This window comes from Enterococcus sp. AZ129, assembly GCF_051714505.1.
Taxonomy (GTDB): domain Bacteria; phylum Bacillota; class Bacilli; order Lactobacillales; family Enterococcaceae; genus Enterococcus; species Enterococcus faecalis.
The window spans coordinates 1,590,927-1,603,715 of the sequence record NZ_JBIORY010000001.1; the positions used below are offsets into that span (position 1 = coordinate 1,590,927).

Below are 12,789 nucleotides of genomic sequence, written 5' to 3' on the forward strand. Positions count from 1 at the left end.
TAAAGCTAAGAATGACAATTTATTTTATAAAATTCTCATGCCCTTTTCTTTAAGAAAATAAGCGTAAAATTTCCTTCTAACGAATTGAAATTTTACGCTTATTTTTATTTATTTTTCTTTTGGTTGCTCTTTTTTCGCTAATTGAGCACCTAAATTAATAATGTATTCTCGTAAATTATCTTTTACTTCTGGATGAGTCAAACCATATTCAATGCTTGTTTTCATAAACCCAAATTTATCGCCAACGTCGTAACGTTCTCCTTTAAACTCACGAGCAAAAACGCGTTGTGTTTTATTTAAAGTGTCAATCGCATCTGTTAACTGAATTTCGTTACCAGCTCCTGGTTTTTGATTTTCAAGTACATCAAAAATTTCAGGGGTTAATAAATAACGGCCGATAATCGCTAAATCACTTGGTGCTTCCTCGGGTTTTGGTTTTTCAACAAAATTCTCGACATTGTATAGTCCTTTTTCGATTTCTTTTTCTGGGTTGATAATACCATATTTTGAAGTATCTTCATGGGGTACTTTCATTACCGCAATTGTCGAAGCATGTGTTTGTTCGTAATCATCCATTAATTGTTTCGTTAATGGCACTTTATCTTCCATTAAATCGTCGCCTAACATCACGACAAAAGGTTCATTGCCAACAAATGCTTTCGCTTGTAAAACAGCGTGTCCTAAGCCTTTCGGATGGGATTGACGAATAAAATGTAAATTAACATCCGTTGTTTCTTCGACTAATTTCAATAAATCGGTTTTATTTTTTTCTTTTAAATTATTTTCTAGTTCAACATTTGAATCGAAATGATCTTCAATCGGACGTTTGGCTTTGCCTGTCACAATTAAAATATCTTCGATTCCTGAAGCTAGTGCTTCTTCTACAATAAATTGAATCGTTGGTTTATCAACAATCGGTAACATTTCTTTTGCCATCGCTTTGGTAGCCGGCAAGAAACGTGTTCCTAACCCAGCTGCTGGAATAACTGCCTTTTTAACTTTCATCTTTTTTCCTCCTAAAAATCAAGTGTAAATTCGTTTTCGGTTTTGCCATCGCGCAACATGATTTCTTTTGCTGCTTGTTGTACATCTTCGTCATTGTACAAGACATTGTAGATTGTTTCTGTGATTGGCATTTCGACTTCTAGTTGTTGTGCCAATTCATAGGCTGCTTTAGTTGTTGAAACACCTTCCACAATCATGCCCATGTTTTCTAAGACTTCATCTAACTTATGACCTTTTCCTAATAAATTACCCGCACGCCAATTTCGAGAATGGACACTTGTACAAGTAACAATTAAATCCCCAACACCACTTAAACCAATAAATGTTAATGGGTTTGCTCCCATCGCAACCCCTAAACGACTAATTTCTGCTAAACCACGAGTCATAATTGCCGCTTTGGCATTATCACCAAAGCCTAAGCCATGAATCGCTCCGGCGCCCAAAGCAATAATATTTTTTAAGGCCGCCCCTGTTTCTACACCAATCACATCATCATTCGTATAAATTCTAAAGTAATCATTCATAAACAACTCTTGCACATACACAGCGTCTGCTAAATTTTCGCTTGCTGCTGTAATGGTTGTAATGTCATGAACAGCGACTTCTTCTGCATGGCTTGGACCAGATAAAACCACAATCCCTTGCCGTTTTTCTGCTGGAATCTCTTCCGCTATCACTTCTGAAATCCGCTTATGTGTACCTTGTTCGAGCCCTTTACTTGCATGAATAATAATTGGTTTTGTTTTTAATTGTTGGGCCACTTCTTGTGCTACTGAACGAATGGCTTTAGTTGGTACCACAAACAGTACCGCATCCACATCTACTAAAGCAGTGGCTAAATCAGTGGTTGCCTGAATTGAAGTAGGTAAGATTAATTCTGGTAAATAATGTTTGTTGGTGTGTTTTGTATTTATTTCATCGATTTGCTCTGGTTTATTTCCCCAAATACAGACCTCGTGTCCATTTTCGGCTAATACTTGAGCTAAAGCTGTCCCCCAGGAACCTGGTCCTAAAACAGCGACTTTTTGTTTCATCGGTGAAACTCTCCTTTCGCTAAACAACGTTACTTCTCTAGTTTACCATATTCTTCGATCAAGTTGGATTAAGAAGTTGTTATTTTTTTCTTTTGTTTCTCCCGATTGTAAAACTTCAAATTGGGATTCCTTCTACGAACAATCACAATAACAATTGCTGCCACGAACATCACTAAAGACAACAATTGTGAGACACGAATATTACTAAACGCATACAAACTGTCCATCCGTAAGCCTTCGATGAAGAAACGGCCGAAAGAATACCATATTATATAACCTAAAAAGACTTCGCCTTCTTTTAAAAAGTGTGGCTTTTTGCGTAATAACACTAAAACGATAAAGCCTAAAACATTCCAGACAGATTCATATAAAAATGTTGGTTGATGATACGTTCCGTTGATATTCATGTTATCAATGATAAACGTTGGTAAATGGAGATTTTCTAAAAATTGTCTGGTGGTCGCTGGCCCATAGGCTTCATGATTCATAAAATTGCCCCAGCGACCAATTGCTTGCGCTAAAATCACACTTGGTGCGGCAATATCTAAAAAAGTCCATGTAGAAATGAAACGATGACGCGTAAAGAAAAACAGCGCCAGTCCCCCACCAATAAGACCACCATAAATCGCTAAGCCACCATTTCGAGTAAAAAAAATTTCAATCGGATTGTCTACATAATCTTGCCATTGAAAAGCGACGTAATACAAGCGCGCGCCAACAATTGCTGCAGGTAATCCCCAGAGCATAAAGTCAAAGACATCATCTTCTTTTAAACCAACACGAACGGCTTCACGACTACTTAGCCAAACAGCTAAAGCAATCCCTGAAACAATAATAATTGCATACCAATAGACGGGAATACCGAAAAGGCGAAATGCAATTGAATTTACTTGGGCTAACATCATCACATCTTCTCCTTCTATTCTCCTGAATTTTCTTCAATCAAACGGGTTAAGCGCTCTTCAAACGTTTTTGTTGCATCATAGCCCATTGTTTTCGCGCGGAAGTTCATTGCTGCCACTTCGATAATAATGGCCACATTTCGGCCGGTCTTAACAGGAATACGAATCTGAGGGACATCAACGTTAGCTATTTCAACCATTGCATCATCACTACCGAGGCGATCATATTTCTTGTCTTTTTCCCACGCCTCTAAATAAACGACCAATTGAACTTGCATAAAGCCACGGACCGCACTAGCTCCAAACAGGTTCATGACGTCAATAATTCCAATACCACGAATTTCAATTAAATGCTGCAAAATTTTTGGTGGCTCTCCAACCACGGTTAATTCATCTTGCTGATAAACATCGACACGATCGTCTGCGATTAGCCGATGTCCACGTTTAATAAGCTCTAAAGCTGTTTCACTTTTACCAATACCGCTATCTCCTTGAATCAAAACACCAAGTCCATAAACATCAACTAAAACCCCATGGACACTTGTCCGAACAGCTAAACGGCCATCTAAATAACTGGATAGTTCCCCTAGTAAACGGGAAGTTGAAATCGGTGAACGTAATACAGAAACCCCATTTTCTTTTGCTGCTGTAATTAATTCTTCGGGGATTTCTAGTCCTCTGGATACTATAAAGGCTGGAGTATCTTTCGCACATAAACGGCGCATCACTAATAAACGCTCTTCAGGCATCATTCGTTCTGCAAAGGTAATTTCTTTGCTCCCAAATAATTGTAAACGGTCATGGGAATAATAATTAAAGTACCCAGTTAATTCTAAACCTGGCCGGGAAATTTCACCAGTTTTAATTGTTCTATTTAAGCTTTCTTCATCTCCGTATACTACTTCTAAAGAAAGATTTTCTACCAGTTGATAAATCTTTACCACTTCTGTCATATCGAATGTCAGTCCTTTCTGCTACTTGTTATATTTTATCATTTAAAAATACAAGTTTCTAGCTATTCACTAGATAATTCCTAGAATTATCATATTTCAAAAAAATGAAACTATTTTTCTTTGAAATTATCTATGCTATTTCTGTCACTTGACTATTTCAGAAAACTTTGTATACTTGAAGCCGATCCTTTTAAGAAAAGAGGAAACTTATGAAAGAATATTTAAAGGAAAAAGCCCGTCAATTACCGTTAACACCGGGTGTTTATTTAATGAAAGACGCAACCGACACAATTATTTATGTGGGTAAAGCCAAAAAATTAAAAAATCGCGTGTCGAGCTATTTTATTAATAGTCATCAACATTCTCGAAAGACGATGCGTTTAGTCAAACAAATTATAGACTTCGATGTTCTCCATACTGACACAGAATTGGATGCGCTCCTTCTAGAATGTCAACTGATTCAACAGTATCGGCCGCGCTACAATCGCCAAATGAATGCTTATGAACAATATTCTTATGTATCGGTAGCCGTTAATGAGCGGCAATTAGAGATTAAACTCTTAAATATTCCCACTAAAGAGAACTGTTTTGGTCCTTATTCGATTCGCCGAAAATTAAACCGTTTAAAAATAATTTTGGATAGTATCTACGATCTCGTCCCAACCAACTATTGGCATCAAACCTTTCAAAAAGAGAGTGCCATTCCGACCGAACTATTTCAACAAGAATTGTTCGACTTTTTCCATAATCAAGGACGAGAACCAATCAAACGAATTGCTCAACAAATGCAAGAAGCTGCTGAAAAACAAGCCTTCGAAAAAGCGGCAAAACTCAAAGAAGATTGGCTCTTTCTGACGCGCTTTGCAAACCAAAATCAACGAATTAGTCAAGCTAACCAACGAGATTGGCAACTGATGTGGTTACCTTGTCAGAAAAAAATCAAATACTATTTAATTTACCAAGGCTTGGTGGTAGCAACACGTGTTGTTACTAAACAAACGTTTCAAAAATATCCACCGCTTGAACTAGCAAAAAAAATCATGCCCAAAAAACCACCGAAAACAATTGAGCATTACTCGAAGCAACAAGTTGATTTTTTAAACATTTTATATGGCTATATCAGCCGCCATCCAGAATGTCACCTAGAAAATTTAACCATCGAAAAAGCCTGAAGAACGCATTTTATGCTACGTTCTTCAGGCTTTTTTATTCATATTTAGATAAATTGTGATCCGTAACGATCGTATTGACAATTGACATAATTACAGCCATTAGCACCGCTGCCCAAAAACTTGAGAAGCCAAAGTTCATTTCCCCCACAAAAAACGAGGTCATTTGTAAAATCGCTGCATTGACGACAAAGCTAAATAGACCAAACGTTAATAAAGTAAATGGGAGCGACAAGATTGTTAAGACTGGTTTCACCAACATATTTAGGATTGAGAGAACAAAGGCGGCAATAATTGCAGGCATTATGCCTCTCACATGAATCATGCCAGGAAAAACAACTGATAAAGAAATGAATGTCAGTGTATTAACAACCAATCGCTGAAAATATGTCATTAAAAGTCACTCCATTCGTCATCATCAATTTTTTCCGCTTCTTTACGTTGCTTTTTATTGGCAGCATAAGGATTTTCATTGCGAACATTTCTATTATAAGGATTTTGATGGCCGTAGCCGCGATCGCTTCCTGTTCTTCCAGAAGGGATCAAGACTGCTAAGGCAATGTATAAGAGAATGCCTGGAAATCCTGCTGAGAAAAAGCTGAGCAAGACATAAACGACACGAATAATTGTTGGGTCAATTCCTAGCCAATCAGCAATCCCAGCTAAGCTTCCTGTTAAAACCACGTTATTCGGAGATTTTGTTAGTTTTCTTTTCATATGTTTTCACCTCGTCTACTAAATTTTACACTAGAAAGGCTGATTCGTCAGCCCATCTAGCTTAAAATTATTAATTATTTATCCGTATCTTTTAGGAAAATACTTCCCGTTGTTGTAGAAGCATTAATTTGAGCCATTGATTCTTCCAGTACACGTCTAAAATGTAATTGTTGATTGCCGCGATCTTTCTTTTCACGAACAACTTCAATATCTGTTAAACGGCTGTTAATACTACCTAAATTAGTTTTCACTTGCCCTTCAACACCTAAGTCATTTGGCAAGGCCAATTTGATATTCCCATTTGCAGAGCTTGCTTCAACACGGCGAAGCGTTTTTTCTTTAGCTGTAATGCGGATATCTCCATTAATCAGAGAAACACTTAGACTTTCTGGTGCCGCGGAAATAGACACATCACCATTGACTGTTTCAATAATGTTATCTAAAATCGTTCCTTCTAGGACTTTAATTTCACCATTCACGCCTTCAATTTCTAACATAGTTGCATCAATTTTTTTAAACGTAATCGTCCCATTCGTTGATTTTGTGTAAACATCTTTCGCTGTTAACTCTTCTACTAAGACATTTCCGTTTAATAATTTAACAGATACATGATCGTAAGTGCGTTTTGGTAAATAGAACGTTAAATCTGCTTTCACCCGTTTGTTTGGCACTTGGAAAGAAATCGTTTCATCATCCACATCAATGTCACTTCGTTCTAAGAAAGCTTCCATTGGTGAATCTCCTGCCATTTTACCATATAATTTGATTTTTGCTTCGACTTTCACATCTTCTTGATCCCAAGTTTTGAAAACCACGGTACCATTTGCTACCTTGACATCAATTAAACTTGCTTGTGGATTTGGATAATTAAACTCATGTTCAAACTTAGTTGTTGCCACACCAGGAACTTTCATTTTAATGTCTTTCCATTCCACATTATCATTCATGGTGTCACTGAAAGAATTAAATGTTTTTTTCAAGAATTCTCCCACTTGGCCGCCAACTTCGGCAACTTTGCCGCCGACTTGGTTAAAGGTATCTGTGGCTTGATCTTTCCACTCTTCAGAGAATTGAGAAGAAACTTTTTCTTTTGTATCATTCCATTGACCTTTCCATTGTTCTTTGCGAATGTTTTTTAGTTCTTCTTCCAGTGCTGTTTTTTCAGTACTTTGAGTCGCTAATTTTTCTTCTAATTGTGCAAGTAAAACGTGCAAGTCTTTTCGTTGAACTTGTTCATCTTCTGTTAATGCATCTAATTCTTCTTTTGTATCTAATGTTCCAATTTCTTCTGCGACTTCTTTAATTTCTTCTTTGATGCCGGCAATTTCTGCGTTGACTTCGTCCAATTCAGCCGAAGCACGATTGGCTTTTGTTGCTAACTCATCAAGAATTCTTTCTAAGTTTTCACGATCTTTTTCTGCACTGTCCTGTGTGTTTTCTTCAAACGAATCAACAGTAGGTCCTTCTGATTCGCCTTTTTCTAATGCATCCATTAAATCTGCGACTTGATCTTCTTTATTTGTTGTTCCAATATTTTGTGTATCAACTTTTTCAGCAGCTTTTTCGATTTGTTTTTCATCTTTTTCAGTTGCCATATTTTCTAATAAAATTAACGCTTCTTCTGACGTTAGAATACCTTTTTTCACTAATTCTAATACGCGTTCTCTTTCTTTCATGGATATTGCCTCCTTAGCAAATTTTTCACTCAATAGTGTTTTCCTTACATGCATTATTATGCCTTGTTTTTGATCATTTGTCATAGGACTTAAGAACGATTTCTTCTCATTAGTAAGGACTAGTTTTATAAAATCAGCTCATTTTACGCTAAAAAAACTAGGAATTGGTCTAAAAAAGGCCGTCTCCTAGTTTTTTTATTTGTTTTTCTTAAAATTGTTCGTCACGATTACTATTCAATTCGGTAATTTTACCAGTTGCCAAGTAAACAATCCACTCACAAATATTTGTGACATAGTCGCCAATTCTTTCCAAGTATTGTGCCACATGTAGATAATCAGTTCCGCTAATGACCGTTTCTGGATTAGCTTTCATTGCTTCTACGGCATGTTTGTAAATACTATCGAAATATTCATTAGTACGATCATCCATTTGTGCAATCATTCGTGCATCTTTTTGATCCGTTTTAACATAGGCGATTAAAACATTATCCACCATTTTTTTCACATAATCAGACATATCTGAAATTTCTTTTTCGATTTCAGGAATACGTGTTTCTCCTTTTAAGCGAATCGTTGATTTAGCAATTGAAACGGCATGGTCCGCCATTCTTTCTAAATCCGAACTAGCTTTCATAACAGTAATAATCATACGTAAGTCCGTTGTCACTGGTTGTTGTAACGCAATCATTTCAAAACTCTTTTTCTCAAGTTTGACTTCCATATCATTAATTTCAATATCGCGATCAATCACTTCTTGAGCCAATTTTTTATCATGATTAATATATGCCTTAACAGATTTATGGACGGCACTACTAACCATCATACCCATTTCATAAAATTGATTGTGCAGATTCAATAGTTCTTCTTCAAATTGTGTCCGTAACATTCTTTTTCCCCCTTTTAACCAAATTTACCAGAAATGTAATCTTCTGTTTGTTTTTCTTTTGGATTTAAAAATACTTTTTTCGTGTCATTAAATTCAATTAAATCACCTTGTAAAAAGAAGGCCGTTTTATCAGAGATCCGTGATGCTTGTGACATATTATGTGTCACCATAATCATGGTATATTTCTCTTTTAATGTTAACAGCATGTTTTCAATTTTACCACTAGAAACTGGGTCCAAGGCGCTAGTTGGTTCATCTAATAAAATAATATCCGGTTCCACAGCTAAAACACGAGCGATACAAACCCGCTGTTGTTGTCCACCAGAAAGTGAAAGTGCACTTTTGTGAAGTTTATCTTTGACATCCTCCCAAACGGCAGCTGCTTTCAAACTGGTTTCAACTGCTTCATCTAAGACTTGCTTGTCTTTGACTCCTTTTAGGCGCAAGCCATAAATCACATTTTCATAAACTGAAAATGGAAATGGATTAGGTTGTTGGAAAACCATCCCAATTTCTTTACGTAATTCAACGTTATCTGTTTTCGGTCCATAAATATCTTTTCCTTTATAGACAACACTTCCAGTAATAGTTACGTCTGGGATTAAATCATTCATACGATTCAAGCAACGTAAATACGTTGACTTCCCGCAACCAGAAGGACCAATCATGGCAGTTAATTCTCCTTGATTAAAAGTTAAATCAATGCCTTTCAATGCTTCTTTTTTCCCGTAATATAAATGTAAATCTTTTGATGAAATAATTTCTTTGCCCATCTTGCTCCTCCTAACCAAAATGTCCTGAAACGTAGTCTTCCGTTGCTTGAATTTTTGGTCGTGTAAAGATTTTTCTTGTATGGTCGTATTCAATGACTTTACCCATATAGAAGAAAGCTGTATAGTCACTAATCCGCGCCGCTTGTTGCATGTTATGTGTCACAATGATGATCGTGTAATCATCTTTTAAATTCACTAACGTTTCTTCAACCGTTCCTGTTGAAATCGGATCTAACGCGCTTGCCGGTTCATCTAACAACAGAATATCTGGTTTCATCGCAATTGCCCGAGCGATACACAAACGTTGTTGTTGCCCACCAGACAGAGCTAAGGCGCTTTTGTTTAAGTTATCTTTCACTTGATCCCAAAGTGCGGCTTGCTTCAAACTTGTTTCAACGATTTCATCTAATTTTTTCTTATCCTTTTCACCATGCTGTTTCAATGCGAATGTGATATTTTCATAGATAGATTTACTAAATGGATTGGGCCGCTGAAAAACCATGCCAATGCGTTTTCTCATTTCGTAGACGTCAACTTCTTTCGTATTGACATCGACATCTTTATACATGATTTTTCCAGTAACACGTGAATTGGCAATGCCATCGTTCATACGATTTAGCGAACGTAAATACGTGGATTTACCGCAACCAGAAGGTCCAATTAAGGCGGTTATTTTGTTCTTTTCAAATTGTAAATCAACACCTTTGATAGCTTCATTGTCCCCGTAAAAGACATGTAAGTCTTCCGTGTGTAACGCAATCGGGTCTTTTTGGCTATCTAGTTGAAGTAAATGGGTATCATTTAAATTGTATTCTTTCATGCTAATTCCCCTAACATTAAGCTGATGTCATTCTCTTATAAAGACGGTTGCCGATAAAACGAGCGCCGAAATTGAAAAGTAAAACTACTAAAATTAACACAGCGGAGGCACCTGCTGAGACCGCAGCGCCATCTGGCATCGTTCCTTCGGTATTAATTTTCCAAATATGCACAGCCAACGTTTCCGCTTGACGGAAAATGCTAATTGGACTTGAAACGCTCAATGGATTCCAATTACTGAAATCTAAGGCAGGTGCGCTTTGTCCTGCTGTATAAATTAGCGCAGCGGCTTCACCGAAAATCCGACCAGAACTCAAAATAACACCTGTCAAAATTCCTGGTAACGCTTCTGGCAAAATAACTTTTTTAACTGTTTCCCAACGTGAAAGACCTAAGGCTAACCCCGCTTCACGCTGTGTATAATGAATGGCTTTCAAAGATTCCTCAACATTTCTAGTCAATAATGGTAAGTTAAAAAATGTTAATGCTAACGCACCTGATAAGATTGAAAAACCATATCCGATTTGTACAACGAAAATCAAGAAGCCGAACAGCCCGACAACAACGGAAGGCAATGAACTCAAAATTTCAATCGAGGTACGAATTAAATCAGTTAACCAATTCTTTTTCGCATATTCCGATAAGTAAATTCCAGCACCCAATGAAATTGGAATACTAATAATCATTGTAATCAATAGTAAATATAGTGAGTTAAACAGCTGAATACCAATCCCACCACCAACTTGATAGGCTCTAGATGGTTGTGTTAAAAATTCCCACGAAATATGCGGAATTCCTCTAGCTAAAATGTAAATCAGTAAGGCCGCCAAAATTAAAACAATGACGCCAGATACGGCATATAAGATACCTGTTGCGATTTTATCTGCTTTTTTTGCATTCATTATTTTAAGGCTCCTCTCTTACCGATAATTCGGATAACAATGTTGAATAGTAAAGACATCAACAATAGAATCAAGGCTAAAGACCAAAGAACGTTGTTTTCAACTGTTCCCATAATTGTATTCCCAATCCCCATTGTCAAAATACTTGTTAGTGTCGAAGCTGGTGTTGTCAAACTAGTTGGCATCACAGCTGCATTTCCGATTACCATTTGGATTGCTAAGGCTTCACCAAACGCACGAGCCATACCAAAGACCACCGCAGTTAAAATACCAGGCACAGCTGCCCGCAAGACAACTTTATAAATCGTTTGCCAACGCGTAGCACCAAGCGCCAACGACGCTTCACGATAATGTCGAGGCACAGCTTTTAATGCATCTACGGTCATCGTAGTAACCGTTGGTAAAATCATGACAAATAGCACAAACGTACCAGCTAAAATACCGAAGCCAGTTCCGCCAAAGATTGAACGGACAAAAGGAACAATGACAGATAAACCAATAAATCCATAAACAACAGAGGGAATCCCTACAAGTAATTCAATAACTGGTTGTAAAAATTTCGCTCCTTTTTTAGGTGAAATTTCTGTCATAAAAACAGCCGCTCCAATCGCAAATGGCGTCGCAACAATCGCTGACAAAAACGTTACAATAAAGGAACCCGCAATCATTGGTAAAGCCCCAACCATGGGTTTACCGTCTGCGCCGATATCACTTGGGTTCCAGTTTGTTCCAAATAAGAAATCAAACACATTAATCTTATCTTTAAAGAATGTAGCAAGTCCTTTACTTGCAACAAAATAGAAAATTGAAACAACCACTGCTACAATTAAGGCAATACATAGGAAACTAATAAATTTCCCTCGTTGCTCCATCTTGGCTCTTTTCGATTTTGTTAATAATTTTTTCTGTACATCTTCCAAGAATATTTCCTCCTCAAACAATCCAACTTTTACAGATAAAAATAGTGTACCTTTTTTACATCAATTTGTTTTTAATAACATGTAAATTTTATGTTAAGTTTGTAAATTTTGTGTTAAGAGAATTATTTAATGACATTTCCTTGCCAATCCCGTTCAATTTCCATTTTCGAAACAGGAATATACCCTAATTGACCAATCACACGTTCTTGGATATCATCTGACAACATAAAGTCTAAAAACTCTTTGGTTAAATCACTTGGATTTTTACGAGTGTACATGTGTTCATAAGACCAAATAATCCATTTATTGTTCATTACATTTTCATCTGTTGGCTGAACACCATCAATACTTAACGTAGCTACTTCATCAGTAACATATGAAAATGCGGTATAACTAATCGCCCCTGGTGTATCAGAAACAATGGAACGAACCATGCCGCTGGAATCTTGTTCTTGCGCACGAATGGCTGTTTTATCTCCCAAGACCCATTTTTCAAAAGTCGCACGCGTACCACTACCGGCCGCTCTGTTCAAAATAACAATTTTTTGGTCTTTCCCGCCAAGTTCTTTCCAGTTTGTTACTTCACCTAAAAAGATTTTCTTTAAATTTTCCATTGAGATATCTTTGACACCGACATTTTTGTTAACGATTGGTGTAATCCCAACAACAGCAACTTTATGATCAATTAAGTCTTCCGCTTTGATGCCCTTTTTCTCTTCTGCAAATAAATCAGAATTACCAATGTCTACCGCGCCAGATTGGACTTGACTCAGACCTGTTCCGCTTCCGCCACCTTGGACATTAATAAATCTTCCCGGATTTTGGCTTTGATATTCCTCACTCGCTGTCTCTACTAATGGTTGTAAAGCTGATGAGCCTACTGCTGTGATGGATTCACCACGATCAATCCATTTTGCACATCCTGTCAAAGTAAGTATACTTGCCAAACCAATAAATAATAGCAATCTTTTTTTCATCGATTCATTATTCCTCCAATTAATTTCAATCCATTCTATTTTACCATTATATGTAG

General features: G+C 36.9%; 14 protein-coding genes. 1 reads left to right on the forward strand and 13 read right to left on the reverse strand.

Going from position 1 to position 12,789, the window contains the following annotated elements; all coding sequences use genetic code 11:
* Window positions 1-108 precede the first annotated feature (108 nt).
* The 4 genes from galU to hprK form a co-directional block, all read right to left on the reverse strand.
* Window positions 109-1,005, reverse strand: a complete 897-nt coding sequence (gene galU, locus IGJ90_RS07975) for a UTP--glucose-1-phosphate uridylyltransferase GalU (RefSeq protein ID WP_002357314.1) — start codon at window positions 1,003-1,005, stop codon at window positions 109-111.
* A gap of 11 nt (window positions 1,006-1,016) precedes the next feature.
* Window positions 1,017-2,039 carry an NAD(P)H-dependent glycerol-3-phosphate dehydrogenase gene (locus IGJ90_RS07980; RefSeq protein WP_002366793.1) on the reverse strand — a complete coding sequence of 341 codons (1,023 nt, stop codon included), beginning with the start codon at window positions 2,037-2,039 and terminating at the stop codon, window positions 1,017-1,019.
* 68 nt (window positions 2,040-2,107) lie between these two features.
* On the reverse strand, window positions 2,108-2,941 hold the full coding sequence (gene lgt / locus IGJ90_RS07985; protein ID WP_002381830.1) for a prolipoprotein diacylglyceryl transferase: 834 nt from the start codon (window positions 2,939-2,941) through the stop codon (window positions 2,108-2,110).
* Between the two features lie 17 nt (window positions 2,942-2,958).
* Window positions 2,959-3,894, reverse strand: a complete 936-nt coding sequence (gene hprK / locus IGJ90_RS07990; RefSeq protein WP_002357309.1) for an HPr(Ser) kinase/phosphatase — start codon at window positions 3,892-3,894, stop codon at window positions 2,959-2,961.
* A gap of 209 nt (window positions 3,895-4,103) precedes the next feature.
* Here hprK and IGJ90_RS07995 point away from each other — a divergent pair, with 209 nt between their 5' ends.
* Window positions 4,104-5,066, forward strand: coding sequence for a GIY-YIG nuclease family protein (locus tag IGJ90_RS07995; protein WP_438767945.1), 963 nt, complete (start codon window positions 4,104-4,106; stop codon window positions 5,064-5,066).
* Window positions 5,067-5,100: 34 nt separating this feature from the next.
* On the opposite strand, the gene IGJ90_RS08000 is transcribed toward IGJ90_RS07995, so the two are convergent.
* The 9 genes from IGJ90_RS08000 to IGJ90_RS08040 all read right to left on the reverse strand — a co-directional run bounded on the left by IGJ90_RS08000 (window position 5,101) and on the right by IGJ90_RS08040 (window position 12,733).
* The gene (locus IGJ90_RS08000) at window positions 5,101-5,457 is read right to left on the reverse strand and encodes a phage holin family protein (RefSeq protein WP_002357307.1); all 357 of its coding nucleotides are present in this window, start codon (window positions 5,455-5,457) and stop codon (window positions 5,101-5,103) included.
* A complete protein-coding gene (locus IGJ90_RS08005; protein WP_002357306.1) occupies window positions 5,457-5,780 on the reverse strand; it encodes a PspC domain-containing protein in 324 nt (107 codons plus the stop codon). Before IGJ90_RS08005 ends, IGJ90_RS08000 begins: the two co-directional genes overlap by 1 nt.
* A gap of 74 nt (window positions 5,781-5,854) precedes the next feature.
* Entirely contained in the window at window positions 5,855-7,456 is a 1,602-nt protein-coding gene (liaX, locus tag IGJ90_RS08010; RefSeq protein ID WP_002360155.1) for a daptomycin-sensing surface protein LiaX, read from the reverse strand.
* 208 nt (window positions 7,457-7,664) lie between these two features.
* Window positions 7,665-8,342 (reverse strand): phosphate signaling complex protein PhoU, encoded by a 678-nt coding sequence (phoU, locus tag IGJ90_RS08015; protein WP_002357304.1) that lies wholly within the window; start codon window positions 8,340-8,342, stop codon window positions 7,665-7,667.
* 14 nt (window positions 8,343-8,356) lie between these two features.
* Window positions 8,357-9,115, reverse strand: a complete 759-nt coding sequence (pstB, locus tag IGJ90_RS08020) for a phosphate ABC transporter ATP-binding protein PstB (RefSeq protein WP_002357303.1) — start codon at window positions 9,113-9,115, stop codon at window positions 8,357-8,359.
* Window positions 9,116-9,125: 10 nt separating this feature from the next.
* The gene (gene pstB / locus IGJ90_RS08025; RefSeq protein WP_002357302.1) at window positions 9,126-9,935 is read right to left on the reverse strand and encodes a phosphate ABC transporter ATP-binding protein PstB; all 810 of its coding nucleotides are present in this window, start codon (window positions 9,933-9,935) and stop codon (window positions 9,126-9,128) included.
* Between the two features lie 16 nt (window positions 9,936-9,951).
* Entirely contained in the window at window positions 9,952-10,836 is an 885-nt protein-coding gene (pstA, locus tag IGJ90_RS08030; protein ID WP_002357300.1) for a phosphate ABC transporter permease PstA, read from the reverse strand.
* Window positions 10,836-11,756 carry a phosphate ABC transporter permease subunit PstC gene (pstC, locus tag IGJ90_RS08035; RefSeq protein ID WP_002357299.1) on the reverse strand — a complete coding sequence of 307 codons (921 nt, stop codon included), beginning with the start codon at window positions 11,754-11,756 and terminating at the stop codon, window positions 10,836-10,838. Before pstC ends, pstA begins: the two co-directional genes overlap by 1 nt.
* Before the next feature lie 122 nt (window positions 11,757-11,878).
* Complete coding sequence (locus tag IGJ90_RS08040; protein ID WP_002357298.1) at window positions 11,879-12,733, reverse strand: phosphate ABC transporter substrate-binding protein PstS; 855 nt, start codon at window positions 12,731-12,733, stop codon at window positions 11,879-11,881.
* Window positions 12,734-12,789 lie beyond the last annotated feature (56 nt).